The 25,937-nt window shown below is 71.3% G+C and carries 30 protein-coding genes and 1 riboswitch; of the genes, 18 read left to right on the top strand and 12 right to left on the bottom strand.

Features of this window, described 5'->3' with window-relative positions:
- The first annotated feature begins 20 nt into the window (after nucleotides 1–20).
- The 3 genes from M3666_RS05395 (at nucleotide 21) to M3666_RS05405 (ending at nucleotide 2,617) form a co-directional block, all read left to right on the top strand.
- The gene (locus M3666_RS05395; protein WP_209683706.1) at nucleotides 21–971 is read left to right on the top strand and encodes a sugar phosphate isomerase/epimerase; all 951 of its coding nucleotides are present in this window, start codon (nucleotides 21–23) and stop codon (nucleotides 969–971) included.
- Nucleotides 972–989: 18 nt separating this feature from the next.
- Nucleotides 990–2,030, top strand: coding sequence for a Gfo/Idh/MocA family protein (locus M3666_RS17020; RefSeq protein ID WP_209683703.1), 1,041 nt, complete (start codon nucleotides 990–992; stop codon nucleotides 2,028–2,030).
- Nucleotides 2,031–2,209: 179 nt separating this feature from the next.
- Nucleotides 2,210–2,617, top strand: coding sequence for a tautomerase family protein (locus tag M3666_RS05405; RefSeq protein WP_066652713.1), 408 nt, complete (start codon nucleotides 2,210–2,212; stop codon nucleotides 2,615–2,617).
- An 18-nt stretch (nucleotides 2,618–2,635) separates the two neighbouring features.
- Here M3666_RS05405 and M3666_RS05410 read toward each other — a convergent pair whose 3' ends face one another.
- Nucleotides 2,636–3,394, bottom strand: coding sequence for a GntR family transcriptional regulator (locus M3666_RS05410; RefSeq protein WP_209683699.1), 759 nt, complete (start codon nucleotides 3,392–3,394; stop codon nucleotides 2,636–2,638).
- Between the two features lie 97 nt (nucleotides 3,395–3,491).
- On the bottom strand, nucleotides 3,492–4,127 hold the full coding sequence (locus M3666_RS05415; protein WP_251154688.1) for an exonuclease domain-containing protein: 636 nt from the start codon (nucleotides 4,125–4,127) through the stop codon (nucleotides 3,492–3,494).
- Nucleotides 4,128–4,207: 80 nt separating this feature from the next.
- On the opposite strand from M3666_RS05415, the gene M3666_RS05420 reads away from it, so the two are divergent.
- The 3 genes from M3666_RS05420 to ychF all read left to right on the top strand — a co-directional run bounded on the left by M3666_RS05420 (nucleotide 4,208) and on the right by ychF (nucleotide 6,110).
- Nucleotides 4,208–4,750 carry a hypothetical protein gene (locus tag M3666_RS05420; protein ID WP_251154689.1) on the top strand — a complete coding sequence of 181 codons (543 nt, stop codon included), beginning with the start codon at nucleotides 4,208–4,210 and terminating at the stop codon, nucleotides 4,748–4,750.
- A 24-nt stretch (nucleotides 4,751–4,774) separates the two neighbouring features.
- Nucleotides 4,775–4,975 carry a hypothetical protein gene (locus M3666_RS05425; RefSeq protein ID WP_066652723.1) on the top strand — a complete coding sequence of 67 codons (201 nt, stop codon included), beginning with the start codon at nucleotides 4,775–4,777 and terminating at the stop codon, nucleotides 4,973–4,975.
- Between the two features lie 61 nt (nucleotides 4,976–5,036).
- Nucleotides 5,037–6,110 carry a redox-regulated ATPase YchF gene (gene ychF, locus M3666_RS05430; RefSeq protein WP_066652725.1) on the top strand — a complete coding sequence of 358 codons (1,074 nt, stop codon included), beginning with the start codon at nucleotides 5,037–5,039 and terminating at the stop codon, nucleotides 6,108–6,110.
- Between the two features lie 49 nt (nucleotides 6,111–6,159).
- Here the strand turns inward: ychF and M3666_RS05435 are convergent, their stop codons facing one another.
- Nucleotides 6,160–6,786, bottom strand: coding sequence for a TetR family transcriptional regulator C-terminal domain-containing protein (locus M3666_RS05435; protein ID WP_066652727.1), 627 nt, complete (start codon nucleotides 6,784–6,786; stop codon nucleotides 6,160–6,162).
- A 147-nt stretch (nucleotides 6,787–6,933) separates the two neighbouring features.
- Between M3666_RS05435 and M3666_RS05440 the strand changes: the two genes are divergently transcribed.
- Nucleotides 6,934–7,299, top strand: a complete 366-nt coding sequence (locus M3666_RS05440) for a hypothetical protein (RefSeq protein WP_144411241.1) — start codon at nucleotides 6,934–6,936, stop codon at nucleotides 7,297–7,299.
- Between the two features lie 99 nt (nucleotides 7,300–7,398).
- Complete coding sequence (locus M3666_RS05445; RefSeq protein WP_066652733.1) at nucleotides 7,399–7,746, top strand: hypothetical protein; 348 nt, start codon at nucleotides 7,399–7,401, stop codon at nucleotides 7,744–7,746.
- Nucleotides 7,747–7,845: 99 nt separating this feature from the next.
- Here M3666_RS05445 and M3666_RS05450 read toward each other — a convergent pair whose 3' ends face one another.
- Together M3666_RS05450 and M3666_RS05455 are read right to left on the bottom strand one after the other, a co-directional pair.
- Nucleotides 7,846–8,133: a hypothetical protein gene (locus M3666_RS05450; protein WP_066652736.1), complete on the bottom strand. Its 288-nt coding sequence runs from the start codon at nucleotides 8,131–8,133 to the stop codon at nucleotides 7,846–7,848.
- A 312-nt stretch (nucleotides 8,134–8,445) separates the two neighbouring features.
- Nucleotides 8,446–9,222: an isocitrate lyase/phosphoenolpyruvate mutase family protein gene (locus tag M3666_RS05455; RefSeq protein ID WP_066652738.1), complete on the bottom strand. Its 777-nt coding sequence runs from the start codon at nucleotides 9,220–9,222 to the stop codon at nucleotides 8,446–8,448.
- A 112-nt stretch (nucleotides 9,223–9,334) separates the two neighbouring features.
- Between M3666_RS05455 and M3666_RS05460 the strand changes: the two genes are divergently transcribed.
- A complete protein-coding gene (locus M3666_RS05460) occupies nucleotides 9,335–10,522 on the top strand; it encodes a MalY/PatB family protein (RefSeq protein WP_251154690.1) in 1,188 nt (395 codons plus the stop codon).
- A 123-nt stretch (nucleotides 10,523–10,645) separates the two neighbouring features.
- On the opposite strand, the gene M3666_RS05465 is transcribed toward M3666_RS05460, so the two are convergent.
- Genes M3666_RS05465 through M3666_RS05475 form a run of 3 tightly spaced genes read right to left on the bottom strand, consistent with a single transcriptional unit; the run spans nucleotide 10,646 to nucleotide 11,634 of the window.
- On the bottom strand, nucleotides 10,646–10,843 hold the full coding sequence (locus M3666_RS05465) for a hypothetical protein (protein WP_209683687.1): 198 nt from the start codon (nucleotides 10,841–10,843) through the stop codon (nucleotides 10,646–10,648).
- Nucleotides 10,844–10,860: 17 nt separating this feature from the next.
- Nucleotides 10,861–11,124, bottom strand: a complete 264-nt coding sequence (locus M3666_RS05470; RefSeq protein ID WP_251154691.1) for a hypothetical protein — start codon at nucleotides 11,122–11,124, stop codon at nucleotides 10,861–10,863.
- A 24-nt stretch (nucleotides 11,125–11,148) separates the two neighbouring features.
- Entirely contained in the window at nucleotides 11,149–11,634 is a 486-nt protein-coding gene (locus M3666_RS05475) for a GNAT family N-acetyltransferase (RefSeq protein ID WP_251154692.1), read from the bottom strand.
- Between the two features lie 68 nt (nucleotides 11,635–11,702).
- Here M3666_RS05475 and M3666_RS05480 point away from each other — a divergent pair, with 68 nt between their 5' ends.
- Nucleotides 11,703–12,581, top strand: coding sequence for a LysR substrate-binding domain-containing protein (locus tag M3666_RS05480; RefSeq protein ID WP_251154693.1), 879 nt, complete (start codon nucleotides 11,703–11,705; stop codon nucleotides 12,579–12,581).
- Between the two features lie 149 nt (nucleotides 12,582–12,730).
- On the opposite strand, the gene M3666_RS05485 is transcribed toward M3666_RS05480, so the two are convergent.
- From M3666_RS05485 to M3666_RS05500, 4 genes are read right to left on the bottom strand one after another with little or no spacing between them, the layout of a single operon-like run.
- On the bottom strand, nucleotides 12,731–12,985 hold the full coding sequence (locus tag M3666_RS05485) for a hypothetical protein (protein WP_209683676.1): 255 nt from the start codon (nucleotides 12,983–12,985) through the stop codon (nucleotides 12,731–12,733).
- Nucleotides 12,982–13,464 (bottom strand): FBP domain-containing protein, encoded by a 483-nt coding sequence (locus M3666_RS05490; RefSeq protein WP_081985224.1) that lies wholly within the window; start codon nucleotides 13,462–13,464, stop codon nucleotides 12,982–12,984. Before M3666_RS05490 ends, M3666_RS05485 begins: the two co-directional genes overlap by 4 nt.
- A 48-nt stretch (nucleotides 13,465–13,512) precedes the next feature.
- Complete coding sequence (locus M3666_RS05495) at nucleotides 13,513–14,247, bottom strand: M56 family metallopeptidase (RefSeq protein WP_066652755.1); 735 nt, start codon at nucleotides 14,245–14,247, stop codon at nucleotides 13,513–13,515.
- A gap of 13 nt (nucleotides 14,248–14,260) precedes the next feature.
- Complete coding sequence (locus M3666_RS05500) at nucleotides 14,261–14,650, bottom strand: BlaI/MecI/CopY family transcriptional regulator (protein WP_066652757.1); 390 nt, start codon at nucleotides 14,648–14,650, stop codon at nucleotides 14,261–14,263.
- A gap of 95 nt (nucleotides 14,651–14,745) precedes the next feature.
- Nucleotides 14,746–14,836: riboswitch (glycine riboswitch) on the top strand.
- A gap of 170 nt (nucleotides 14,837–15,006) precedes the next feature.
- Here M3666_RS05500 and gcvT point away from each other — a divergent pair.
- The 8 genes from gcvT (at nucleotide 15,007) to M3666_RS05540 (ending at nucleotide 25,856) form a co-directional block, all read left to right on the top strand.
- Complete coding sequence (gene gcvT, locus M3666_RS05505; protein ID WP_066652765.1) at nucleotides 15,007–16,110, top strand: glycine cleavage system aminomethyltransferase GcvT; 1,104 nt, start codon at nucleotides 15,007–15,009, stop codon at nucleotides 16,108–16,110.
- A 4-nt stretch (nucleotides 16,111–16,114) separates the two neighbouring features.
- Complete coding sequence (gcvH, locus tag M3666_RS05510; protein ID WP_066652768.1) at nucleotides 16,115–16,492, top strand: glycine cleavage system protein GcvH; 378 nt, start codon at nucleotides 16,115–16,117, stop codon at nucleotides 16,490–16,492.
- Nucleotides 16,489–19,404 (top strand): aminomethyl-transferring glycine dehydrogenase, encoded by a 2,916-nt coding sequence (gcvP, locus tag M3666_RS05515; protein ID WP_251154694.1) that lies wholly within the window; start codon nucleotides 16,489–16,491, stop codon nucleotides 19,402–19,404. The genes gcvH and gcvP overlap by 4 nt, the downstream gene beginning before the upstream one ends.
- Before the next feature lie 402 nt (nucleotides 19,405–19,806).
- A complete protein-coding gene (locus tag M3666_RS05520; protein ID WP_251154695.1) occupies nucleotides 19,807–21,435 on the top strand; it encodes an ABC transporter substrate-binding protein in 1,629 nt (542 codons plus the stop codon).
- A gap of 246 nt (nucleotides 21,436–21,681) precedes the next feature.
- Entirely contained in the window at nucleotides 21,682–22,611 is a 930-nt protein-coding gene (locus M3666_RS05525; RefSeq protein WP_066652773.1) for an ABC transporter permease, read from the top strand.
- Entirely contained in the window at nucleotides 22,601–23,551 is a 951-nt protein-coding gene (locus M3666_RS05530; RefSeq protein WP_066652788.1) for an ABC transporter permease, read from the top strand. The genes M3666_RS05525 and M3666_RS05530 overlap by 11 nt, the downstream gene beginning before the upstream one ends.
- Entirely contained in the window at nucleotides 23,548–25,290 is a 1,743-nt protein-coding gene (locus M3666_RS05535; protein ID WP_251154696.1) for an ABC transporter ATP-binding protein, read from the top strand. The genes M3666_RS05530 and M3666_RS05535 overlap by 4 nt, the downstream gene beginning before the upstream one ends.
- Before the next feature lie 62 nt (nucleotides 25,291–25,352).
- Complete coding sequence (locus M3666_RS05540) at nucleotides 25,353–25,856, top strand: PH domain-containing protein (protein WP_066652794.1); 504 nt, start codon at nucleotides 25,353–25,355, stop codon at nucleotides 25,854–25,856.
- The last annotated feature ends 81 nt before the right edge of the window (nucleotides 25,857–25,937 follow it).

A 25,937-nucleotide genomic window follows, 5' to 3' on the forward strand; every position in this document is an offset into this window, starting at 1 on the left:
CCACGAAGGACGACGACGTCATGACCGACACCGCCGACACCGCTGCCACCGACGCAGCGGCCGCCCCCGCCGCGATCCGCATCGGTACCGCCCCCGACTCCTGGGGCGTCTGGTTCCCGGACGACCCGGGCCAGGTGCCGTGGCAGCGCTTCCTCGACGAGGCCGCAGCAGCCGGCTACACGTGGATCGAGCTCGGTCCGTACGGGTACCTGCCCACCGATCCGGCGCAGCTGTCCGACGAGCTCGAGTCCCGCGGCCTCCGGCTGTCCGCCGGCACGGTCTTCACCGGGTTCCACAAGGGTGACGACCAGTTCCAGCGGGCGTGGGACCAGGCGGTCGCGGTCGCCGGGCTCGCGTCGGCGCTCGGTGCCCGGCACCTCGTGACGATCCCGGACCTCTGGCGCTCGGACGCGACCGGTGCGGTGCTCGAGTCGCGGACCCTGACCGACGAGCAGTGGGAGCGCCTCGGCAGGGGACACGACCAGCTGGGCAAGGCGCTGCTCGAGGAGTTCGGCGTCCGCCAGCAGTTCCACACGCACGCCGACAGCCACGTCGGCACGTACCGCGAGACCGTGCGCTTCCTCGAGGAGACCGACCCGCGGTACACGAACCTGTGCCTGGACACCGGGCACTTCGCCTACTACGGCGGCGACAACCTCCGCATGATCGCCGAACACCCGGAGCGCATCGGCTACCTCCACCTCAAGCAGGTCGACACCGAGCTGCTGTTCGACGTGCTCAAGAACGACGTGCCCTTCGCGACGGCCGTGGCGCAGGGCATCATGACCGAGCCGCCGCGCGGCACCCCCGAGCTCGCCCCGGTCATCGAGGCCGTCGCCCGGATCGACCCGGACGTCTTCGGCATCGTCGAGCAGGACATGTACGGCTGCTCGGTCGACGCCCCCGGCCCGATCGCCGAGCGCACCGTCCAGCACATCCTCGGCTCGACCGCCTCGGCGCGCGTCCGCTGACCCCCCCAGGAGAACCCCGTGAGCACCACCGAGAACCTCCGCGTCGCCGTCGTCGGAGCCGGCGCGATGGGCAGCGACCACGTCCGTCGCATCACGTCCACGATCGCCGGCGCAGACGTCGTCGCCGTCGTCGACCCGGACACCGCCCGGGCCACCGCCACCGCCGAGCGGGCACCGGGGGCGCTCACCGCAGCGTCCTTCGAGGACGCCCTCGACGCGACGCCGATCGATGCCGTGCTCGTCGCGACGCCCGGGTTCCTGCACGAGCCCGTCCTCGTGCCGGCGATCGAGCGCGGTCTCGCCGTCCTGTGCGAGAAACCCCTCACCACGAGCGCGGAGGACTCCCTGCGCATCGTCGAGCTCGAGCAGGCGAGGTCCGACCGCCCACGGATCCAGGTCGGCTTCATGCGTCGCTTCGACAAGGGGTACCAGGAGCTCCGGGCACTCCGCGAGTCCGGCACGAACGGCGCGCTGCTCGCCCTGCACCACGCGCACCGCAACCCGACGACGCCGCCGAACTTCAGCGAGTCGATGCTCATCCACGACTCGGTCATCCACGAGATCGACATCATCCCGTTCCTCACGGGCGAGCCGATCGTCGCGGTCGAGGTGAAGAAGCCCCGCAGGAACTCGCTCGGACCGGTCGACCTGCCGGAGCCGCAGTTCGTGCTGTTCACCACCGCGTCGGGCACCATGGCGATCGTCGAGATCAACGTCAACGCGCAGTTCGGGTACCAGGTGACGACCGACGCCGTGTTCGAGTCCGGCGTCGCGTACATCGGGCGCGAGACGACGATGAACGTCGTGTCGGCCGGTGTCTCGGGCCAGGGCGTCACCCCGTCCTTCGTCGAGCGCTTCGGCGCCGCGTACGACGAGGAGGTCCAGCGCTGGGTGGACGCTGCCCGCACCGGGGGCATCGACGGGCCGAGCGCCTGGGACGGCTACACGGCGTCGGTCGTCGCCGAGGTCGCCGTACGGGCGCAGCAGACCGGCGCCCTCGAGCACGTGACCTACGCCACCGCGAAGCCCGCGTTCTACGAGACGACGCCTGACGCCTGAGGACGCACCCTGACGAAGGACGCCTGACGGCGGCGCCCGGCGGCGGGCGCCCGGCGACGGAGGTGCCGGCACCGGTGCTGGAGACGGGCCGTGTACCGGACGGGAGGCGCGGTGCATGCTGGCACCGCGCCTCCCGTCCGCGACGGCGCACCGCCACCCCCCCACCCACAGGAGGCACCATGCCGCTCGTCCGCATCGATCTCGTCACCGGTCGCACCCCGGAGCAGGTGCGTGCCGTCGCCGACGCGATCCACACCGCCATCGTCGCCGAGTACGGCATCCCCGAGCGCGACCGGTTCCAGGTGATCACCGAGCACCCGGCGCAGCAGATCATCGCGCAGGACGCCGGTCTCGGCTTCGAGCGGACCGAGGGCGTCGTCATGGTCCAGGTCTTCACCCAGGGCGGTCGGAGCGACGAGGCGAAGCAGGGTCTCTACCGCGCCGTGCACGACCGGCTCGCCGAGGTCGGCGTCGCGAGCGAGGACGTCTTCATCGGCTACGTCGAGAACGGGCCGCAGGACTGGTCGTTCGGGTTCGGCCGCGCCCAGTACGTGACCGGCGAGCTCGGCGTCCCCTCCGCCGGCTGAGGCAGCGGGTCCGCCGGCCTACTTGTCGACGAGGGTGACCTCGAACGAGTAGCGGTCCGGGCGGTAGCAGTGCACCCCGTACTCCACCGCCCGGCCCGACGCGTCGTACGCCGTGCGGCTCATCGTCAGGACCGGGTCACCGTCCTCGATCTCGAGCAGCGAGGCCTCGTCGTCGGTGGCCGCCCGTGCCCCGATCCGTTGCTTCGCGACCCGCATCGTGACACCCCGGCCGCGGAGCAGCTGGTACAGCCCGTGCGTCCGCAGGTCCTCGTCGGTGATCGCCGTGAACTCGGGCGGCAGGAAGTTCTCGAGGATCGCCATCGGGACGTCCTCGGCGAAGCGGACGCGGCGGATGTGGACGACCGGCGTGCCCGGGGCGGTGCCGAGGGCCTCGGCGACGACGTCGCTCGCCGGCAGGTCCGTGCGCTCGAGCAGCGTGGTCGCCGGTGCCTGCGAGCCCTGCGCGAGGTCGTCGTACAGGCTCGTCAGCTCCACCTTGCGCGTCACGGGGCCGTGCACGACCTGCGTGCCGATCCCTCGACGACGGACGAGCAGCCCCTTGTCGACCAGGTCCTGGATGGCTCGGCGGATCGTCGGGCGCGAGAGCCCGAGTCGCTCGCCGAGGGCGATCTCGTTCTCGAGCCGTGCGCCGGGCGGCATCGCGCCGGAGCGGATCGCCTCCTCGAGCCGCGATGCGACCTGGAAGTACAGCGGCACCGGCCCGGAGCGGTCCAGGTCCGTGGAGAAGTCGGACGGCAGCTGGCCCTCGTTGGTCATCGCGGTCCTCCGGGTGGGGAGGGCACCGGCGACGGCACCCCACGGCTATGTCGTGACAATAGCACCGGACTCCGCGCGGCCCGGCCCCCCGGGATCGTCAGTCGGCGAAGATCATCGGACGGTTCGACAGCCGCGGCTGGGCTGCCGCGCGGGGCTGCTCCGTCCGCGGTCGCACCGGCGCGATGTGCACCCGGGTGGCCGCACCGAGCGCCTCGACCGTGTCGCATCCGTGCTGCCCCGCGGCGTGCACGACGATCGCGGCGCAGGCCTCGGCGTCGGCAGCGGCGTCGTGGTGCTGGAAGCCCTCGTACCCGGCCGCGCGGGCCGCCATCGGGAGCCGGTAGGAGTCGAGCGTGTAGGTCTTGCGCGCCACCTGGAGCGAGCACAGTGAGTGGTGCTCCGCCAGTTCCGTGCCGGTCGCCGAGCAGCCGCCGGCGATCACACCCATGTCGAACCGGGCGTTGTGCGCGACGAGGACGTCCCCCTCGGCGAACGCCACGATGTCCCGGTACTGCTCGGCCCACCCCTTCGCCCCGACCACGTCCGTCGCGACGATGCCGTGGATGCGGGTGTTCCACTCGAGGAACGCGTCGTGGCCCTGCGGTGGCTGGATGAACCAGGAGGCCCGCTCGACCACGCGGCCGCCGCGGACCTTGACGAGTCCGACGGAGCAGGCGCTCGCGGGGGAGCTGTTCGCGGTCTCGAAGTCGATCGCGGTGAAGTTCAACGGCACGCCCTCGATGGTCGCACGGGGTTCCGACATCACCCGCGCGCGGCCTCGGCGTTGCGGCCCGGCGCGGTAGCGTCCGAGGCGTGACCGCCCCCGCCACCACGACCCCGCTCGTCCTCGTCCTGCCCGGTGCCGGGTACGGGCAGCAGGCGCCCCTGCTCTGGTGGACGCGCGCGATCGCCGCGCAGCACGGCGTCGAGGTCGTCGCGCCGGCGTGGACGGTCGACGCCGCAGCGAAGGACGACCCGGTGGCCTTCGTCGAGCGCCAGGTGGCAGGCGCACTCGACGGCCGCCGCCCGGACCTCGTCGTCGCGAAGTCGTTCGGCTGCTCCGCCCTGCCCTGGGCGGTCCGCCACGACGTCGACGGGGTCTGGCTCACGCCGGTCCTCACCGATCCGGCCGTCGTCGCCGCGCTCGCCGCGGCGGGCACCGGTTCGCTCGCCGTCGGCGGCTCCGCCGACCCGATCTGGCTGCCCTCCGCGGTCGGGACGACACGCGCCGGACTGCACACGGTGGACGGTGCGGACCACGCGCTCGAGGTGCGCGGTGACTGGCGCGGTTCCCAGCGCCTCCAGACCGAGGTGCTCGCCCTGGTCGACGAGCGCCTCAGAGCGCTGGTGTCCTGACCCGCCGCGACGTACAGTCGGCGCATGGGGGAGCCGAGGGACCTGGACGAGCTGTTGGCGGGCGCACACCGCGTGGACGCGCGGCCGCACACCGTGCGGCGTGGGATCGGTCTCGGGACCACCCTGCTCGTGACCGCGGTGCTGGTCGCCGGCATCGTGCTCGGGATCGCGCACGGCCTGCTGCTCACGTTCGTGAGCTTCCTGTCCGGCATCTGGCCGTCCTGACGGCAGCGGCCTGGAGGACCGGGTCGGCTCCGGCGGGCCGCCGCCGGTAGGCTGTGCTCCCGTGGCTCTCACCATCGGAATCGTCGGTCTCCCGAACGTCGGCAAGTCGACCCTGTTCAACGCCCTGACCAAGAACCAGGTCCTCGCCGCGAACTACCCGTTCGCGACGATCGAGCCGAACGTCGGCGTGGTGAACCTGCCCGACCCGCGGCTCGACCAGCTCGCGACGCTCTTCAGCTCCGAGAAGACCGTGCCCGCGCCCGTGTCGTTCGTCGACATCGCCGGCATCGTGAAGGGTGCGAGCGAGGGCGAGGGCCTCGGCAACAAGTTCCTCGCGAACATCCGCGAGGCCGACGCCATCGCGCAGGTCGTCCGTGGCTTCACCGACGACGACGTCGTGCACGTGGCGAACAAGGTCTCGCCGAAGGACGACCTCGAGGTCATCAACACCGAGCTCATCCTCGCGGACCTCGAGACCATCGAGAAGGCGCTGCCCCGGTACGAGAAGACCGTGAAGCTCAAGCAGGCCGAGCCGATCGTGCTCGAGACCGCGAACGAGGCGAGGGCGGCGCTCGAGCAGGGCACGCTGCTCTCCGCGACCTCGATCGACCTCGCGCCGATCGCCGAGCTCGGCCTCCTGTCGGCCAAGCCGTTCATCTTCGTCTTCAACGTCGACGAGGCGATCCTGACCGACGAGTCCCGCAAGGCCGAGCTGGCCGCGCTCGTGGCACCGGCGCAAGCCGTGTTCCTCGACGCCCAGGTCGAGTCGGAGCTCATCGAGCTCGACCCCGAGGACGCCGCCGAACTGCTCGAGTCGACCGGGCAGACCGAGTCCGGCCTCGACCAGCTCGCCCGCATCGGGTTCGACACCCTCGGGCTGCAGACCTACCTGACCGCCGGGCCGAAGGAAGCCCGGGCGTGGACGATCGGCAAGGGGTGGAAGGCTCCCCAGGCTGCCGGCGTGATCCACACCGACTTCGAGAAGGGCTTCATCAAGGCCGAGGTCATCTCGTTCGAGGACCTCATGGCGGCGGGCTCGATCGCGGAGGCCCGTGCGCACGGCAAGGCCCGCATCGAGGGCAAGGACTACGTCATGCAGGACGGCGACGTGGTGGAGTTCCGCTTCAACAACTGACCGGTACGCGGCGGCCGACGGCTGTCGGCCGCCGCGCTCGGAAGTCCGGTCAGGCCGTCTCGAGGTCCCACACCGGCGGCACGTACTCGCGCGACCAGCCCTCGCGGAGTCGGGTGACCGCGCGGTCGAACGACTCGAGCAGGTCCATCTCCGGCCGCACCATCGACTGCAGCTGCAGCCCCTCGTACGTCGCGAGGAGCTGCTCGGCGCCACGAGCCGGCTCCATGGTGCGCGGCTCCCGGCCGAGCTCGACGTCCCGCTGCAGGGCCGCCAGCACGAACCCGTGGAAGCGACGCCAGCGCAGGTGCAGCATCGGTGCGAGCGGGTGGTGCGGCGTCGCGGCGATGTTGAGCGTCGAGGTCAGGAAGCGCATGAGCGACGGGTCGGCGACGTTCGCGCGGACGATGGCGCGGAGGAACACGATCGTGCCGCTGCGCTCGGCGATCGGCAGCAGCGCGGTGGTCCGCTGGTCGTTCCACTGGTCGATGGTGGCGAGCAGGAGTCCGTCCCAGGTCGGGAACACCTCGGTGACGACGTCGAGCGGCTGCGACGCCTCGGTGGCCACGTGCTCGTACGACACCTCGTGCAGGGCGTTCGCACGGAGCACACGGATCATCGCGTCGACGATCTCGACCCGGAGCAGCGCTGACGTGTCGAGGGGGTGGAACGATCGCATGGGTCCAGTCCACCGGGTGCGTGCTGCCCTGACCAGTCCCCAGAACTGGGAAGAGCCGATCTCCGCAGCCGTGCAGTCCCGGCGTGGCGGAGGAGCAGCGCGTCCCCCGAGGCCCGTCCGAGCTGAGTGCCCACCGAGGATGCAGCGTTGACTGGACCGATGAAGTACGTGGTCTACGGAGAGAACCGAGTGATGACCGGCGACGCGATCGCCGAGGCGGTGCTCGCCTACGCCGCTGCGCTCGGCGAGAACGGCACGACGGACATCGTCGAGATCCCGACCGCGGACGCCGAGGGCTACGGCACCACGGCGGAGGTCCTGCTCGGCCCGGCTTCCCAGATCATGGTCGAGGCGGCGCCGGACGACGAGCTGGAGCCCGAGGACGAGGACCTGGTCAACGAGCTCGGGCGCCGCATCGCGGTGGTGGGCGGCGGACGGTTCACGGACGCCGCGTCGTCGCACTCCGACGAGCCGGAGGCCAAGCGCCTCCGGACGGACCCGCCTGAGGTCTGACCGGCGCACGCCCCGAGGAGTGGACTGGCCACGGAACGCACACTCCAGACCTCCTCGCACACGCGGTACCTACCGTCGAGGGAGAGATGAGGAGGAGACGTGAAGTACATCAACTACGACGCGAGCCAGATCCTCACCGGGGACCTGATCGCGGACGCGGTCGCCGACTACGCGGCCGTCCTCGGAGCGAACTCGCGCACCGACACGATCACGGTGCCGAGCGTCGGTGACGACGGCTCGGTGTCGACGTCGATCCTGCTCGTCGGCCCGGCGAGCGAGCTCTGCGTGACGGTCGCCCCGGACGACGAGCTCGAGCCCGAGGACCCGGCGTTCATCCGTCGCCTGCGCGACGCGGCACGGCGTGCGGGTCCGGCGCTCCCGGTGAACGCGGACGGTGGCACGCGCTTCCGCGGAGCCGAGGGGCCGTCGTCGTACGGGCCGGCCTGACACCCCGAAGGCACAGACGACGAACGCCGCCGGCGCTGAGCCGGCGGCGTTCGTCGTGTGTGGACCGGGAACCGTGTGAGCGGTTCCGGCGGGTCCGACCTAGGCGGCCAGGGCGAGCTCGCCCTTGCCGACGCGGCGCGCGAGCAGGATGGTCCGGCTCGACTCGCCCCGCCAGGAGCGGCCGGGTACGGTCCAGCCGGCCTCGCCGTCGATGTCCACGCGTGCGTCACGCGTGACGAACAGGCGCAGGTCGTCGGCCGCGATGCGGACGAGGTACTCGCGCTGCGAGCGGTCGTCGCGGACCGGGAACTCGGCGATGCGGTCGGGGGAGACGGTGGGGGCCGCGAGTGCGGTCCCGGAGATGGTGATGCGGTCGTTGCTGGTCATGGTGGTGCGGTACTTCCTGGTCGTTCGGCACCCGGCCGTGCTCTGGTCGGCGGACTCCGTGGTCCGGCACGACGCATCGGCTGCGGGTGCGCACGTCGTGTCTCGACGTGCTGCTCGTCCGTTCGGATCGAGCGGTGGTCTCGGTGGAATGCGACCCGGCGGGTCGGTACGAGACGTGCTGGTGTGCGCGAGTCAGATGGGTTCGCTGCAGTGCACCAATGAGACACTATACGTCGCTTCGTCCGGAACGTCCAGCAAGACGGACGGGAGGCGCGGTGCGAGCGTGCACCGCGCCTCCCGTCCGGTGGGCCGTCAGTTCAGAGCGGGGGTGTCCTCCGGCACGACGCCGTCGCCGTACAGGTCGGTCGCCAGGTCGCGGAGCGCGCGCAGCGCGACGCGCTGCGTCAGCGGACCGTAGGAGATGCGGGCGACGCCGAGGGCCTCGTACTCGGCAGCCGGCAGGGCGCCCGGCAGTCCGATCACCGAGAGCTTGCCGCGACCGAGCCCGTCGACGAGTCGTTCGACCACGTCGCGCTGGATCGCACCCGGCACGAAGACGAGTGCGGCGCCGTTGTCGAGGAACGCCTTCCCGCGGGCGATGGCGTCCTCGATGCTCTCGTCGATCGGGCGGTCGCCACCCCGGGCGATCGCGTCGGTGCGGGCATTGAGCTGGAAGGCGACGCCCTCGGCCTCGGCTGCGGCGGTGATCGCGGCGACGCGGGCGACGGCCTCGTCGAAGGGACGGAGGCGGTCCTCGACGTTCGCGCCGACGATCCCGGCGGCGATCGCGCGACGGATCGTCTCGGCCGGGTCCGCGTACCCGTCGTCGAGGTCCGCCGTGACGGGCAGGTCCGTCGCGGCGGCGACGGTCGCGGCGCCCGCGAGGGCCACGTCGAGCGGCATCCCGCCGTCGTCGTAGCCGTGGCTCGCGGCGATGGAGTGCCCGGCGGTCGCGATCGCCTTCGTCTCCGGCAGGTCGCTCACGACCTTCGCGCTGATCGCGTCCCACACGTTCACGACGCGCAGGATCTCGGGGGCTTCGTGCAGCTGCTTGAGGGTGGTCGCCTTGTCGGCGGTGCTCGTGCTCATGGTGCCGAACCTACGTGGGCGGGCCTCGGCACGCACGGGAGGTGACCGCTGGACGACGCGGGATGACGGCCGGACTCGCACCGGGCCTCCCGGTCGATGCATGCTGGGACGCATGGCTGACGACGAACAGGACCCGGTCGGCACGCTCCGCGGGGTCCGCACGAGCATCAAGTGGACGCGCTACGCGCCCGACGTGCTGCCCCTGTTCGTCGCCGAGATGGACCACGACGTGGCGCCGGCCATCCGGCAGGCACTGGTCGAGCGGGTGCAGCAGTCCGACCTCGGGTACCTGGACGGCCCCGGGCCGCTCGCGCCGGCGTTCGCGCAGTTCGCGCGCGACCGGTGGGGGTGGGACGTCGATCCGGGTCGTGTGCACCTGGCCACCGACGTCAGCGTCGGGATCGTCGAGTCGCTCCGGCTCGCGCTCCCCGAGGGCGGACGCGTCGCGATCACCCCGCCGGTGTACCCGCCGTTCTTCGAGCTCGTCGAGGAAGCACGATGTCAGGTCGAGGAGGTCCCGCTGACCGAGCAGTGGGGCGTCTACCGGCTCGACCTCGCCGGGCTCGAGCGCGCCTTCGCCGACGGCGTCCGGGTGTTCCTGCTCTGCAACCCGCACAACCCGATGGGGCTCGTGCACGACCGGGCCGACCTCGAGGCGCTCGCCGAGCTGGCGGCGCGGTACGACGTGCTCGTCGTCAGCGACGAGATCCACGCGCCGCTCACGCACCCGGGGGTCCACTTCACCCCGTTCGCGATGGTCGCCGAGCAGCACGGCGCCCGCAGCGTCTGCGTGACGAGCGCGAGCAAGGGCTGGAACCTCGCCGGCGTGAAGTGCTCCGTCATGGTCGCGGGGGACGGCCGGACCGCGGCGCTCCTCGACACGCTGTGGGAGGAGGTCGCCTGCCGCACGAGCATCCTCGGGCTGCACGCGAACCTCGCCGCGTTCACCCTCGCGACGGACTGGCTCGACGACGTCGTCGCCCGCATCGTCGCGAACGAGCGGCTGCTCGGCGCCCTGCTCGCCGAGCACCTGCCCGGGGTCGTCTACACGCGGCCGCGGGCGGGTTACCTCGCATGGCTCGACTTCCGGGGAATCGGCCTCGGCGACGACCCGGCGGTGCCGCTCCGTGAGCACGCGTACGTGGCGCTGAACTCCGGGCTCGGGTTCGGCGCCCAGGGGCGGGGGTTCGCGCGGCTCAACCTGGCGTGCTCGCCGGAGACCCTGCGCGAGGCCGTGCACCGCATCGCGGCGGCCTACCCGTCGAGCGCGCAGGAGGGGCTGGTCTGGCACGTCGCCTGAGCGGTCGGTCGCGCTCGGACGAGCCTCGGGCTCCGCGACCCGTCCCTGGCCCGGGCGCGAGGGACGTCGCGCGGCCCGAGCTTCACCGCGGGAGGACGCTCGCGGAGGAGCGCCGCGACGGCGTCAGTCGGACAGCTCGTCGACGTACTGGTTGCGGCCGACGACGCGGATGCGCAGGTCGTCGTCGCGGTCCATCGCGAGGAACTCCCGTGCGACCGGACCGACGGAGGACCAGCGGAGCACCTCGGTGATCGGGGTCCCCTCGATGAACACCTGCCACACGCCGCGCTCACGGACGGCCTGCACCTCGTACGTCGCCATGCGGCGAGCGTACCGGCTCACGGCAGGCGCTTCTCGTACCACCGCATGGTCGGGACGGTCCCGTCCGGCTTCGTCCAGTCCGCGGGAGACCGGTGGGTCAGCCGCCAGCCGCGGCGTTCGTAGAGCCGCCACGCGGTCCACGCCGAGCGGTGCCCGGGCGGGGTCAGCCACGCGACCGGATCGTCGGGCCAGTGCGCCGGGTAGCCGTCCTCGTCGTGCGTGCGCTGGAGCACCCGGACCAGGTGCTCCAGCTCGTCGTCGCGGCGCGGTCGGATGTGCACGATCGTGACGCTACCGGGTCGGGGTCAGACCAGGTCGAGCACCATGTGGACGTCCGCACGGGCGTACGGGCTCGGCGCGATCTCGTCGTGTCCGAGGTGCCGGAAGCCGAACGCCTCGTACAGGTGCACGGCGCTCGCCAGGGCACTGTTGCTCTCGAGCGCGACCCGCTGCGCGCCGAGGGACCGGGCGCGGTCGAGTGCTGCGGCGATGAGCTTCCGCCCGGTGCCGTGCCCCTGGTGCACCGGCGAGACCGCCATCTTGACGAGTTCGAACACGCGCTCGCCCACGGGCATGATCCCGATGCAGCCGATGACCTCGTGGTCGAGCCGCGCGACGAACACCGCACCGCCGGGCTCGATGATGCGGCCGACCGGATCGCCGAGGATCGCGCGGTCCTCGTCCTCGAGCGTGAAGTACTGCTCGATCCACGCCTCGTTGAGGGTGCGGAACGCCGTGGCGTCGGCGGCGGTCTCGAACTCGGAGATGGTCAGCGTGGGCGTCTCGGGCACGGACCCATCCTCGACCAGGGATCTGATCGCGTCCAATACTCGTTCCCGCGCATCGATAGGCTGCGTGCATGGATGTCGACCTGCGGCAGCTCCGGGCGTTCCTCGCCGTCGCCGACGAGCTGCACTTCGGGCGGGCCGCCGAGCGGCTGCGCATCGCCCAGCCCGCGCTCTCGCAGCAGATCCGACGGACCGAGCGTGACCTCGGGGTGGACCTGTTCGTCCGCACCTCGCGCAGCGTCGCGCTCACCGCCGCCGGTCGGGTGCTGCAGGGCCGTGCACGCTCGCTGCTCGACCAAGCAGTGCGCGACGTGGACGAGGTCGTGCGGGTCGGACGCGGTGAGGCCGGACGGCTGGACGTCGGGTTCGTCGTCTCGGCGTTGCCCCTCGGTCCGATCGAGCGCGTGCAGGCCTTCCGGCAGCGGTACCCGCTCGTCCGCGTCGAACTCACCGAGGGCTACTCGTCGACGCTGCTCGCCCGCACCGTCCGCGGCGAGCTCGACCTGGCGGTCCTGCGCGACCCCGACCCGGACCCGGCCGTGCGGTTCCTGCCGTTCCGCTCCGAGCCCTTCGTCGCGGCGGTCCCGCACGGGCACCGGCTCGCGGAGCGGGCGTCGATCCGCGGCACCGAACTGGTCGACGACCCGTTCGTGTTCTTCCCGGCGATCGCCGGTGCGGTCGCGACCGAACGCAACCTCGCGCCCGTGGTCGTCGACGGACGGCGTCCCGAGGTCGTGCAGGAGGCCACGACGTGGGCGACCGTGCTCCACCTGGTCGGAGCGGGGCTCGGTGTGACGATCGCCCCGGAGAGCGCGACCCTCGCGGCACCCGACACCGTCGTCCTGCTCCCGCTGCAGGACGACCCGCACCGCAGCGAGCTGGTCTGGGCCGTCCGCGTCGACGACGACCGCGAGATCCTCCGCAACTTCATCGCGGCCACCGAGCCCTGAGCTGTGCCCCGCCGCCGGGCCGGGGGTGCAATGCAGCGTCGAACCAGGTCCCCGACGTCGAAGCAGGCGGCGTGGCTGGTTCGACGTCGGGTACGTGGTTCGGTCCCCGCCCGCCGCCCGCCGCCCGGCGCGACCACGGGAGCGGTCGCTCACCCGAGCGGTAGCACCGGTGCGCGCTGGTCGCCGAGTTCGTCCTCGTGCCACGGCCGCGCACCGCGGAGCGTCAGTCCGAGCTGCACCAGGACGAACGCCACGTGCGGCTCGACGTCCGGGTCCCACGGCCCCTCGACCCCGAGGCCGAGCGCGCCGAGCTCGTCGTCCGCCTCGTCGCGGATGCTGAGGCGCCAGCGCCCGTCGCCCTGTTCCTCGACGACGGCCCACCGCGCGGTGGCGAACCGGCTCACGCGGTCTTCGCCACGTCCTCGGTGAAGTTCCGCACGCGCCCGAGCAGGGCCTCGCCGCGCATCGCGATCGTCGCGGGCGGGTTGAGGTGCGGCGGGGCCGTCCGGATGAGCATCGAGCAGCCGAGGTCCTCGCAGATGTAGGACCCGATGGTGTTGCCGTTCCGGCCGGACTCACCGGCGCGGGCGGCGGAGAACAGGCGGACCTGCGTCGCCGGCTGCGGGGAGTGGCAGAACGAGCACATCGCGGCGATGCCCGGGCGGAGCGAACCGCCGGCGGAGCGGACGACGATGCCGACCGGGCGATCGTCGATCCACGACACGATGTAGCCGCGTCGGGCGGCCTGCGGGTCGCGCCAGCCGAGGAACTCGCGCTCGTCCCACAGCATCTCGTGCAACCCCGGGATGGGGAGCTGCTCGAGCTCGTCCGGGGTGGCGTTCACGAACGACGAACGGATGTCTGCTTCGGTCAGTGGCTTCACGGTGCCTGCCACCCTATGCCTCGCCCCCGACAGGCGTGACCGGTGGGCTCAGCGCAGCCGGGAGGCACGGACCGCCCCGAGCGCGCTCGTCCCGTCCGCCACGAGCACCGCCCGGTGCAGGGCGTCGCGTCCGACGCGTCGGGCCGCCGCGTCGTCGGCGGCGAACTCGACGAGGACGCGCGTCGAGCGCGCCATGGCGCGCGCCCCGGGAACCCACGGGACCGCACGCTCGATGGACTCGGCGACCGCGACGGCCACGGCGTGGCGCTGCGTCAGGTGGGCCCGCTCGTGGGCGACCACGGCCTCCAGTTCGTCGGTCCGCAGCAGGTCGGCGAGCCCGGTGCTCACGAGCACGCCGCCGGACCGACCGGGGACCGCGCAGGCGAGCGCGTGGTCCGCCTCGACCAGGGCGACGGTGGTGCCGTCGATCTGTCGGTGCGGAGCGGTGCCCGACCGCATGGCCTGCCGCACGGCCTCGTGCTCGGCACCGGGACGGACCCGGACCGCGACGACGAACGCCGCCACGCCGAGGAGTGCGACGCCGAGGTTCAGGCCGTGCGTCGGGGACTCGGTGAGCCGGAAGGGGTCGAGTGGTCGGTCGGCCGCGACGACGAGGGCGACCCCGACGACGAAGCCGACCACGCCGAGCAGGACCGCGACGGACCACGAGACCAGCGCCGTGCGTGGGTGGTCGATCGTCCAGGCGGACCGGGTCAGGACGCGCGGGGCGACCACCACGACGACGAGGGCGAGGGCGATGAGGGCGACTCCGACGACGACCACTGCTCGGTTCCGGTCAGGAGCGGGCTCGGGCGTCGAGGGCGCGGCGCAGGACGTCGAGGTCGTCCGAGGCGAGCGATCCGGTGAACTGGAGCAGCGCGGCCTCGCGGTCCGACGCGGCGGCCAGCGCGTTCGACATCAGCGATGCCGTCTGCTGCTCACGGCTGTGCACGGCGCGGAAGGTCAGCGGGGCCTCGGCGTGCTCCTGCCGCTCGACCTGGCCCTTGCGTCCCAGGCGGTCGAGCACGGTCAGCACCGTGGTGAGCGCCGGACGCGGCTCCGGGAAGGCGTCCAGCACCTGCCGTGCCGTGCACCCGTCCACGACGCCGCGGTCGGCCGCAGCGCGCAGGGTCTCGAGGACCGCCTGCTCGAGCTGCCCACGGGGGCGCGATCGCTGTCCTGCCATCCCCGCATTCTACGAGACGTCGAAGGGGCGACCACGACACATGCCGGAAACGCGGGGTCGGTATGCTCGGGCCTGCACAACTCAACACCGGCCGCACACCCGCCGCGGGAGAGCCGAGCGCACGCGCACGGCACCGAAGGAGCAACCTCCCCGTCAATCTCTCAGGTCCCACACCGCAGCGGACAGGCCACTCTGAAAAGCAGACACGCGTCCCCGCCGGGCCCGCGCGGCGTCTCGCCCACGGTGAAAGCCGCCGGACCTCACGGGCCGCGGTGAAACTCTCAGGCCCATGACAGAGGGGGAGTTCCCACCCGACGACGGCCGTCGGGTCCTGCCGATGCCAGGAGAACTCCGTCATGCGTTCCTCCCCACTCGAGTCCGCGCACGAGGCTGCGGGCGCCACCTTCACCGACTTCGCCGGGTACCGGATGCCCGTGCGGTACTCGTCCGACCTCGCCGAGCACCACGCCGTCCGTCAGGCCGCGGGCGTCTTCGACCTGTCGCACATGGCCGAGGTCGGCGTCGTCGGCCCCGACGCCGTGCCGTTCCTCGACCACGCGCTCGCCGGGTCCTTCGGCGCGATGCCCGTCGGTCGCGCGAAGTACTCGCTGCTCCTCGCCGAGGACGGCGGGATCCTCGACGACCTCGTGGTCTACCGCACCGGCGAGGACGTCTTCCTCGTCGTGGCGAACGCCGCGAACCGCTCCGTCGCGGTCGACGCGCTCGTCGCGCGCTCGGGCGGCCACGACGTCGAGGTCACCGACGACTCGGACACCACCGCCCTCGTGGCGATCCAGGGTCCGGCCGCCGCAGGGACGCTCGACGCCCTGGTCGTGGCGGACCGCCTGCAGCCGGAGACCCCGCTCGACGAACTCCGGTACTACCGCGTGCTGCACGCGCTGTTCGACGGCGCCGAGGTCCTCGTCGCCCGGACCGGCTACACCGGCGAGGACGGCTTCGAGATCTACAGCGACACCGACGTCGCGTCGTCGATCTGGGACGCCCTGCTCGAGACCGGCGCCGACCGCGGTGTCGTGCCCGCCGGGCTCGCCGCGCGGGACACCCTGCGGCTCGAGGCCGGCATGCCGCTCTACGGGCACGAACTGTCGACCGAGGTGCGACCCGCCCAGGCCGGTCTCGGTCGTGTCGTCGCGACCTCGGGCTCGTTCGTGGGGGACGCCGGCGTGGTGCCCGCCCCCGGTGCCCGCGTGCTCGTCGGCCTCGTGACCGAGGGACGCCGTGCGCCGCGCGCCGGGTACGACGTCGTGCACGACGGGCAGGTCGTCGGCACCGTCACGTCCGGGGCGCTCTCGCCGACGTTGGGACACCCCGTCGCCATGGCCTTCGTCGATCCGACGGTGGCCGGCGAGGGACAGCTCCTGCACATCGACGTGCGCGGGACCGCGATCCCCAGCACCGTCACCCCCTTCCCCTTCTACCGCCGCACTCCGAGAGGCTGATCCCGTGACCGACCAGACCGCATTGCAGTACACCGCCGACCACGAGTGGATCCTCGTCGAGGGCGACACCGTGACCGTCGGCATCACCGACCACGCCGCCGAGCAGCTCGGGGACGTCGTCTACGTCGAGCTCCCCGCCGTCGGCACCACCACGACCGCCGGCGAGCAGATGGGCGAGATCGAGTCGACCAAGAGCGTCGGCGAGCTCTTCGCCCCGATCGAGGGCGAGGTCGTCGCGATCAACGACGCCGTGGTCGACGCCCCCGACACCGTCAACCAGGACCCGTTCGGCGCCGGCTGGCTCGTGAAGCTCAAGGTCGAGGGCACCTCCTTCCCCGAGGACCTGATGGACCACGACGCGTACCGGGCGTCCCTCGCATGACCGGCGCGCAGCAGAACCTCCAGACGTGCTTCGCCGACCGGCACATCGGCACGACGAGCGCCGACCAGCAGGTCATGCTCGACGTGGTCGGGCAGCCGTCCCTCGACGCCCTCGTCCGCGCGGCGATCCCGGAGTCGATCCACGCCGCGCCCACCACCGACACGGTCGTCCCCGCGGCCGTCGGTGAGACCGAGGCGCTCGCCGAGCTCCGCGCGAAGGCCGGGCGGAACACCGTCCGTCGCGCCATGATCGGCCTCGGCTACCACGGCACCCATACGCCCGCGGTGATCCAGCGGAACGTGCTCGAGAACCCGAGCTGGTACACGGCGTACACGCCCTACCAGCCGGAGATCTCGCAGGGCCGACTCGAGGCGCTCATCAACTTCCAGACGATGGTGTCCGACCTGACCGGCATGGCCACCGCCGGCGCGTCGATGCTCGACGAGGGCACGGCCGTGGTCGAGGGCATGCTCCTGGCCCGTCGTGCGTCGAAGGTGAAGGGCGACGCGTTCCTGGTGGACGCCGACCTGCTGCCGCAGACCCGCGCGCTGCTCGACCACCGTGCCGACGCGGTCGGGATCGCCCTGCGCGAGTTCGACGCGGCGACCGGGCCCAGCGACGACGACCTGGACGGCGCCTTCGGCGTGATCGTGCAGTACCCCGGTGCCTCCGGGCGCGTGGTCGACCCCTCGACGACCATCGAGCGCGTGCACGCCGGTGGCGGCATCGCCGTGGTCGCGGCCGACCTGCTCGCGATGACGCTCCTGGCGAGCCCGGGCGACCTGGGTGCCGACGTCGCCGTGGGCACGAGCCAGCGCTTCGGCGTCCCGCTCGGCTTCGGCGGCCCGCACGCCGGGTACCTCGCGGTCCGTGCCGGTCTGGAGCGGCAGCTGCCCGGCCGGCTCGTCGGCGTCTCCTTCGACGCCGACGGACAGATGGCCTACCGGCTGAGCCTGCAGACGCGTGAGCAGCACATCCGTCGCGAGAAGGCCACGAGCAACATCTGCACCGCGCAGGTCCTGCTCGCCGTGATGGCCTCGATGTACGCGGTCTACCACGGCCCCGAGGGGCTGCGCTTCATCGCGGACCGCGTGGCCCGGACGACCTCGGCGCTCGCCGACGTCGCCCGTGCGGCGGGGCTCGAGGTCGTGCACGAGCACTGGTTCGACACCCTGACCCTGCGGGCTCGCGGGCGCGCGGCAGCGATCGTCGACGCCGCGCGCGACGCCGACCGCCTGCTCCACCTGATCGACGCCGACACCCTCCAGCTGTCGGTGGACGAGACGACCACACCCGAGGACGTGACGGCGCTCGCCGACGTGTTCGGGGCGGTGGACGTGACCGTCCCGTCGACCGAGGGCGCCGTGCGCGACGCGGCCACGGGCCTCCCGTCCGACCTGCTGCGCAGCAGCGAGTACCTGACGCACCCCGTGTTCAGCGCGCACCGCAGTGAGACCCGCATGATGCGGTACCTCAAGCACCTGGCCGACAAGGACTACGCGCTCGACCGCGGCATGATCCCGCTCGGCAGCTGCACCATGAAGCTCAACGCGGCGACCGAGATGGCGGCGGTCACCTGGCCCGAGTTCGCGAACGTGCACCCGTTCGCCCCGCGCGAGGACGTCGAGGGGTACCTCGACATGATCGGCGACCTGGAGACCTGGCTGGCCGAGGTCACCGGGTACGACACGGTCTCGTTGCAGCCGAACGCCGGCAGCCAGGGCGAGCTCGCGGGGCTGCTCGCGATCCGGGGCTACCACCGGTCCCGCGGTGACGTCGACCGCACGGTGTGCCTCATCCCGTCGAGCGCCCACGGCACGAACGCCGCGTCCGCCGTCCTCGCCGGCATGAAGGTCGTCGTCGTGGCCTGCGACGAGGACGGCAACGTCGACCTCGCCGACCTCCGTGCCAAGACCGCGCAGCACGCCGACACCCTCGCCGCGCTGATGATCACCTACCCCTCGACGCACGGCGTGTACGAGCACGACGTCCGCGACGTCTGCGACGCCGTGCACGAGGCCGGTGGCCAGGTGTACGTCGACGGTGCGAACCTCAACGCACTGCTCGGGCACGCCCGGTTCGGCGACTTCGGCGGCGACGTCTCGCACCTCAACCTGCACAAGACGTTCTGCATCCCGCACGGCGGCGGCGGCCCCGGCGTCGGCCCGGTCGCGGCGAAGGCGCACCTCGCGCCCTTCCTGCCGGCGCACGCCTTCGCCCAGGACCCGGACCGGCGACCCGGATCGACCTCGGACGGGCGACTCGCCCACGCCGGTGGGCCGGTCTCCGCAGCGCCCTACGGCAGCCCGAGCATCCTGCCGATCACCTGGACCTACGTCCGGATGATGGGACTCGAGGGCCTCACCCGGGCGACCGAGGCCGCGGTCCTCGGTGCGAACTACATCGCCGCGCGGCTCCGTGACGCGTTCCCCGTGCTCTACACGGGGGAGTCGGGGCTCGTCGCCCACGAGTGCATCCTCGACCTGCGCCCCCTGCGCGAGTCGTCCGGCATCACGGTCGACGACGTCGCGAAGCGCCTGGTGGACTACGGTTTCCACGCCCCGACGATGTCGTTCCCGGTCGCCGGGACGCTCATGGTCGAACCGACCGAGAGCGAGGACCTCGCCGAGCTCGACCGCTTCGTCGACGCGATGCTGGCCATCCGTGCCGAAGCGGCAGCCGTCGAGCGGGGGGAGTGGCCGGCGGACGACAACCCGCTCGTGCACGCCCCGCACACCGCGGCGTCCGCGATCTCGGGGGAGTGGACGCACCCGTACACGCGGGAGCAGGCCGTCTACCCCGTCCCCGGGATCAGTGCGCGGAAGTACTGGCCACCGGTCCGCCGGATCGACCAGGCGTACGGCGACCGGAACCTGGTCTGCGCGTGCCCGCCGATCGAGGCGTTCGCCTGATCGGGCCCGCCGCCCGTGTCACACGGCGACGGTCCCACCCCTGAGCGCGTAGCGTGTGCCCTGTCCGGAGATCCGGGCAGGGCACACGTGCGCCAGGGGGTGTGCGCCGACGGTTCCGGACAGCGGGATGTCGGAGCGCTCCACCTCCGTCCGAGGGCTGCTCGGCTAGCCCATCGCTGTGCGCTCGTGCAACAACTTCGTTGCAGAAGCAACAAACCCGCTCGCGCCTCGTCAGGGCGACCGAATCTTGCATCCTCCCGCAACGATCCTGCAACTTGGTTTCCGGTTTGTAACCGATGGCCGCAGGGTTTGGTCGGCGGTCCGAGCACTGCCTACAGTGCAAGGACAAACGCGCCCGGCAGCACCTCTGTGCCTGGCGCGTCCCATGCACCAGGAGGAACCTTGATCAAGAAGCGCGCTGGGCTCTCTGCCCTCGCCGTGCTCGGGGCCACAGCAATCGCCCTGACCGGCTGCTCCAGCAACGGAAGCGGCAACGGCGGTGACTCGGGCTCGACGAACGCGTCCGGGATCGTCACCACGAACGGCTCCGAGCCCCAGAACCCGCTCATCCCCTCGAACTCCACCGAGACCGGTGGCGGCAAGATCATCACGTCGATCTTCGAGGGCCTCGTCTCGTACGACGCCGACGGCAAGCCGGTGAACGAGGTCGCGAAGAGCATCGACACCGATGACTCCAAGACCTACGACATCACGCTGAACACGGGCTACACCTTCACCAACGGCGAGAAGGTCACGGCCGAGTCGTTCACGAAGGCGTGGAACTGGGCTGCCCAGAAGTCGAACGCGCAGGGCGCGAGCTACTTCTTCGAGAACATCGAGGGCTACGACGCCGACAAGGACTCGGAGCTCACCGGGCTCAAGGTCAAGAGCGACGACGAGTTCACCGTCACGCTGAAGTCGGCGCAGTCGGACTTCCCGCTGTCGCTCGGTTACTCGGCCTTCATGCCGCTCCCCTCGGCGTTCTACGACGACACCAAGGCGTTCGGCGAGAACCCGATCGGCAACGGCCCGTACAAGCTCGACGGCAAGGGTGCGTGGACGCACAACCAGTCGATCAAGCTCGTCACCAACGAGGACTACGCCGGCAAGCGCAAGCCGAAGAACGGTGGTCTGACGATCACGTTCTACACCTCGCAGGACACCGCCTACGCGGACGTGCAGGGTGGCAACCTCGACGTGCTCGACGCGATCCCGGACAGCGCCTTCCAGACCTACAAGTCGGACTTCCCCGACTCGAACGTCAACCAGGCCGCGGCGATCTTCCAGGGCTTCTACCTGCCCTACTACCTCGACCACTGGAAGGGCGAGGAGGGCAAGCTCCGTCGCGAGGCCCTGTCGATGGCGGTCAACCGCAAGCAGATCACCGACAAGATCTTCGACGGCACCCGCACCCCGGCCAAGGACTTCACGTCCCCGGTCATCAGCGGCTGGAACGGCGACCTCAAGGGCTCCGACGTCCTCGACTACAACCCGGACGAGGCGAAGAAGCTCTGGGCGCAGGCCAACGAGATGTCGCCGTACGACGAGACGCTCACCATCGCCTACAACGCCGACGGCGGGCACGAGGCATGGGTGACCGCGGTCACCAACTCGATCTCGAACACGCTCGACATTAAGGCCGAGGGCAAGGCGATCCCGACGTTCCAGGAGGCGCTCGACGCCCAGACGCAGGACAAGCTCACGGGCGGTAGCCGCACCGGTTGGCAGGCCGACTACCCGTCGCTGTACAACTTCCTCGGCCCGACCATGGGTGAGGGCTCGTCCAGCAACTACGCGCGCTACGACTCGGCCGAGTACAACGAGCTGCTCGCCAAGGGCCGTTCCGCCTCGACCGTCGAAGAGGGCAACAAGTACTTCGACCAGGCCCAGGAGCTCCTGTTCCAGGACCTGCCGGAGATCCCGCTGTGGTACTCCAACGTGACCGGCGTCTGGTCGGCCGACAACGTGAAGAACGTCAAGTTCGGTTGGGACTCCGTGCCGCTGTACTACGACATCGAGGTCACCAAGTAACACCGGTGTCACCGCGGTCGAGCACCGCGGAGACACATCGCGAGCAGGTATCCTGCTCCGCGGCCACCGGACGGGGGTCCGGAGACCACACGGTCTCCGGGCCCCCGTACCTCGGCGGCAACACAACCCCCACCACCGCGGGCGCCGCCGCCCGCACCGGACACCCGTGCCGACCCGCGAGCCGTCCACCCCTCACGACATGAACCTGAACGACACGCGCGCCGCTGCGCAGGGCCGAGCGATCTGATGCTCTGGTACCTCGGCAAGCGCCTCCTGCAACTCATCCCCGTCTTCTTCGGGGCCACGTTCCTCATCTACTTCATGGTCTTCTCGCTGCCCGGCGACCCGATCGCCGCGCTGTTCGGCGACCGTCAGCCGTCGCCGCAGGTGATCGAGCAGCTCCGGCAGCAGTACAACCTGGACAAGCCGTTCCTCGTCCAGTACTTCCTGTGGATCGGTGGCGTCTTCCGCGGCGACCTCGGACTGACCTACTCGGGCCTGCCGGTGTCGCAGCAGCTCGCGTCGGCGTTCCCGATCACCGCGCGTCTGGCGCTCCTGTCCCTGCTCTTCGAGGCCGTCGCGGGCATCGTCGTCGGTGTCATCGCGGGTCTCAAGAAGGGCAAGTGGTTCGACACCTCCGCGCTCGTCGTCTCGCTGCTGCTCATCTCGGTGCCGACCTTCGTCGTCGGCTTCCTGCTGCAGTACGTCTTCGGCATCCAGCTCGGTCTGTTCCGCGTGACCGTGTCGGGTCAGGCACCGTGGTCGGAGCTCGTGCTCCCGGCCGTCGTGCTCGCGACCGTGTCGTTCGCGTACATCGTGCGGCTCACGCGCGCGAGCGTCGCCGAGAACATGAACGCCGATTTCGTCCGGACCGCCACCGCGAAGGGCCTGCCCCGTCGTCGCGTGGTCGGGGTGCACATCTTCCGCAACTCGCTCATCCCCGTGGTGACCTACCTCGGTGTCGACATCGGCAACCTGATGGTCGGCGCGGTCGTGACCGAGGGCATCTTCAACATCAACGGTGTCGGCGGCACGGTGTTCCGCGCCGTCAAGCTCGGCGAGGGCCCCACGGTCGTGTCGTTCGTCGCCGTGATGGTCATCATCTTCATGCTCGCCAACCTCCTGGTCGACCTGCTCTACGCCGTCCTGGACCCGAGGATCCGCTATGCCAAGTAACGCCGAACCCCGCTCCGCGACGCACTACGTGGCGCCGATCGAGGAGACGCCGCTCCAGGCCGTCGACCAGGTCGACGAGACGGAGAAGACGCGCTCGACCTGGACCGACGCGTGGGACTCCATGCGTGTCCGCCCGACCTTCTGGATCTCCTCGGTCCTGATCCTGCTCGTGCTGGTCGTCGCGGTCTTCCCCGGCCTGTTCACGCACGTGGACCCGCGCGCCGCGAACCTCGACTTCAGTGACGAGGGCGCCCGCCCGGGTCATCCGCTCGGGTACAACCGCCAGGGCTACGACGTGTACGCCCGTGTCATCTGGGGCGCACGCAGCTCGGTCATCGTCGGCCTGGTGGCCACGATCCTGGTGTCGCTCGTCGGCATCATCATCGGTGCCCTCGCCGGCTTCTACGGCGGCTGGCTCGACACGATCGTCTCCCGCATCGGCGACATCTTCTTCTCGATCCCGACCATCCTCGGCGCGATCGTGATCATGTCGGTCATCCCGGCCCGCAACGCGATCACGGTGGCCCTCGTGCTCGCCGCGTTCGCGTGGCCGCAGATCGCCCGCATCATGCGCGGTGCGGTGCTCAGTGCGAAGCAGTCCGACTACGTCACCGCCTCGGCGGCGCTCGGCGTCAGCCGCTTCACCACGCTCGTCCGCCACGTGATCCCGAACGCGATCGCCCCGGTCATCGTCATCGCCACGGTGTCGCTCGGGTCGTTCATCGTCGCCGAGGCCACCCTGTCGTTCCTCGGCATCGGGCTGCCCCCGTCGGCGCTCAGCTGGGGCCTCGACATCGGGACCGCGCAGACGTCGATCCGCACCAACCCGTCGACGATCTTCTGGCCGTCCGCCGCCCTGTCCATCACCGTGCTCGCGTTCCTGCTCCTCGGCGACGTGGTCCGCGACGCGCTCGACCCGAAGGCGAGGGCCCGTCGATGACCGAGACGCTCACCGATCCCACCACCCGTCGTCCGGCCGGTTCCGGCGCCCCGCTGCTCGAGGTCTCCGGCCTGCAGGTCGGGTTCCGCACGCAGAGCGGTCTCGTGCAGGCCGTACGCGGCGTCGACTTCACCCTCGAGCAGGGCGAGCGTCTGGCGATCGTCGGCGAGTCCGGTTCGGGCAAGTCGACCAGCGCCCAGGCGATCATCAAGCTGCTCGCCGGCACCGGCGAGGTCACCGGCGGGTCGATCAAGTTCAACGGGCGTGAGCTCGTCGGGCTGTCCGACAAGGAGATGGCCGGCATCCGCGGGAAGGAGATCGGCTACGTCCCGCAGGACCCGATGTCGAACCTCAACCCGCTGTGGTCGATCGGCTTCCAGGTCGAGGAGGCGATCAAGGCCAACGGCATGGCCACCGGCAAGCACGCGATCCGCGCCCGCGCGGTCGAGGTGCTGCAGGAGGCCGGCCTCGGCGACGCCGCCACCCGGCTCAAGCAGTTCCCGCACGAGTTCTCCGGCGGCATGCGCCAGCGCGTGCTCATCGGCATCGGTCTGTCCAGCCGCCCGCAGCTGCTCATCGCGGACGAGCCGACCTCGGCGCTCGACGTCACCGTCCAGCGGATCATCCTCGACCACCTCGAGACGCTGACCCGTGACTTCGGCACCTCGGTCCTGTTCATCACGCACGACCTCGGCCTCGCCGCCGAGCGTGCCGAGAAGATCGTCGTGATGTACAAGGGCCAGGTCGTCGAGTCGGGTCCGTCCAAGGAGATCCTGGCCAACCCGCAGCACCCGTACACGCAGCGCCTCGTCGCCGCGGCGCCCTCGCTCGCGAGCCGTCGCATCCAGTCGAAGGTGCAGCACGCGCGGGTCGACATCGCCGACGCGGGCAGCGAGGACGACGAGCTGATCGCCCGCGCCCAGGAGCGCGAGCACCGTCCGGCGCAGGACCTCATCGTGGTGAAGAACCTGCAGAAGGTCTACAAGCTCCGAGGGAAGAACCTGCAGTCCCGCGAGCTCAAGGCCGTCGACGACGTCTCGTTCGCGATCCCGAAGGGCACCACCACGGCGCTCGTCGGCGAGTCGGGCTCGGGCAAGTCGACCGTCGCGAAGCTCGTGCTGCAGCTCGAGTCGATCAGCGGTGGTTCGGTCACGTTCGACGGCATCGACATCGGCGCCCTCAAGGGCAAGGACCTGTTCGACTTCCGTCGCCGGGTGCAGCCGGTCTTCCAGGACCCGTACGGCTCGCTGGACCCGATGTACAACGTCGGGAACACGATCGCCGAGCCCCTTGCCACGCACAAGGTGGGCGACAAGGCGAGCCGCCGAGCCCGCGTGCTCGAGCTGCTCGACCAGGTCGCGCTGCCGAAGTCGATGGTGAACCGCTACCCGAACGAGCTCTCCGGCGGGCAGCGGCAGCGCATCGCGGTCGCGCGTGCGCTGGCGCTCAAGCCCGAGGTCATCGTGCTCGACGAGGCGGTCTCGGCGCTCGACGTGCTCGTCCAGGGACAGATCCTCGACCTGCTCACCGAGCTGCAGACCGAGCTCGACCTGACGTACCTCTTCATCACGCACGACCTCGCCGTCGTCCGCCTCGTCGCGGACAACGTCTGCGTCATGCGGAAGGGGCAGATCGTCGAGAAGGCGACGACCGACGAGGTCTTCGCGAACCCGAAGGAGCAGTACACGAAGGACCTGCTCGCCGCGATCCCGGGTGCCGGGTTCGAGTTCGGGCGCTGATCCCGCTGCACCACCCCGAGGCCGGACGTCCCGTCAACCTCCGCGCAGGTCGCGGAGGGGCGGTGGCGTCCGGCCTCGTCGTCGTCCTGGGGGTGTTCCTGCTCGCCGACGCCGCGGTACGGGGGAGTTGGGACGTCGTCTGGGTCGCGGTCGGCCCGGTCGCCGCGATCGTGTGGGCGCTCTGGCTGCTCACCGTCCGGCCGTCGGTGCGGCTCGACGACGACGCGCTCACGGTCGTGAACCCGATGCGCACCACCCGCGTCCCGTGGGCTGCCGTCACCGACGTCCGGCTGCGCTGGCAGATCGTGGTGCAGACCGCCGACGGGCGCTCCGTCACCTGCCGCGGCGGGCCGTCGATCCGCGGGTCGCGTCCGGTCCGTCGTGGGCAGCTGTCCGTGCCGCAGGAGCCGGAGGAGCTGCGGACGATCCGCCAGCGCTGGCGCGCACGCCGCGCGGCCGGGGCACCCGACAGCGACGTCCGCCGCGGGTGGGACCGTCCCGCCGTCGTGACCGGGGCGGCGGTCGCGGTCCTGCTGCTGGTCTCCGCGGGCGCGCTGGCGGTCTGACGCACCACGGGGCGGTCGGGAGGCCCTGCGCGGTCCCGCCACGCGCCTCCCGTCCGCCGACGGGATGGCCGGGAGGCTCTG

The organism is Curtobacterium sp. ODYSSEY 48 V2 (assembly GCF_023712625.1).
Classification (GTDB): domain Bacteria; phylum Actinomycetota; class Actinomycetes; order Actinomycetales; family Microbacteriaceae; genus Curtobacterium.

What these genes read in the sequence shown, in the direction of transcription:
- M3666_RS05455 (WP_066652738.1), bottom strand. Translation starts at nt 9,222, where the DNA reads ATGAGCACGAGCACCGCCGACAAGGCGACCACCCTCAAGCAGCTGCAC.
- M3666_RS05460 (WP_251154690.1), top strand. Translation starts at nt 9,335, where the DNA reads ATGGCTGACGACGAACAGGACCCGGTCGGCACGCTCCGCGGGGTCCGC.
- gcvP (WP_251154694.1), top strand. Translation starts at nt 16,489, where the DNA reads ATGACCGGCGCGCAGCAGAACCTCCAGACGTGCTTCGCCGACCGGCAC.
- gcvT (WP_066652765.1), top strand. Translation starts at nt 15,007, where the DNA reads ATGCGTTCCTCCCCACTCGAGTCCGCGCACGAGGCTGCGGGCGCCACC.
- M3666_RS05425 (WP_066652723.1), top strand. Translation starts at nt 4,775, where the DNA reads ATGGGGGAGCCGAGGGACCTGGACGAGCTGTTGGCGGGCGCACACCGC.
- M3666_RS05405 (WP_066652713.1), top strand. Translation starts at nt 2,210, where the DNA reads ATGCCGCTCGTCCGCATCGATCTCGTCACCGGTCGCACCCCGGAGCAG.
- M3666_RS05435 (WP_066652727.1), bottom strand. Translation starts at nt 6,786, where the DNA reads ATGCGATCGTTCCACCCCCTCGACACGTCAGCGCTGCTCCGGGTCGAG.
- M3666_RS05525 (WP_066652773.1), top strand. Translation starts at nt 21,682, where the DNA reads ATGCTCTGGTACCTCGGCAAGCGCCTCCTGCAACTCATCCCCGTCTTC.
- M3666_RS05530 (WP_066652788.1), top strand. Translation starts at nt 22,601, where the DNA reads ATGCCAAGTAACGCCGAACCCCGCTCCGCGACGCACTACGTGGCGCCG.
- M3666_RS05500 (WP_066652757.1), bottom strand. Translation starts at nt 14,650, where the DNA reads ATGGCAGGACAGCGATCGCGCCCCCGTGGGCAGCTCGAGCAGGCGGTC.
- M3666_RS05465 (WP_209683687.1), bottom strand. Translation starts at nt 10,843, where the DNA reads ATGGCGACGTACGAGGTGCAGGCCGTCCGTGAGCGCGGCGTGTGGCAG.
- M3666_RS05480 (WP_251154693.1), top strand. Translation starts at nt 11,703, where the DNA reads ATGGATGTCGACCTGCGGCAGCTCCGGGCGTTCCTCGCCGTCGCCGAC.
- M3666_RS05395 (WP_209683706.1), top strand. Translation starts at nt 21, where the DNA reads ATGACCGACACCGCCGACACCGCTGCCACCGACGCAGCGGCCGCCCCC.
- M3666_RS05450 (WP_066652736.1), bottom strand. Translation starts at nt 8,133, where the DNA reads ATGACCAGCAACGACCGCATCACCATCTCCGGGACCGCACTCGCGGCC.
- M3666_RS05410 (WP_209683699.1), bottom strand. Translation starts at nt 3,394, where the DNA reads ATGACCAACGAGGGCCAGCTGCCGTCCGACTTCTCCACGGACCTGGAC.
- M3666_RS05535 (WP_251154696.1), top strand. Translation starts at nt 23,548, where the DNA reads ATGACCGAGACGCTCACCGATCCCACCACCCGTCGTCCGGCCGGTTCC.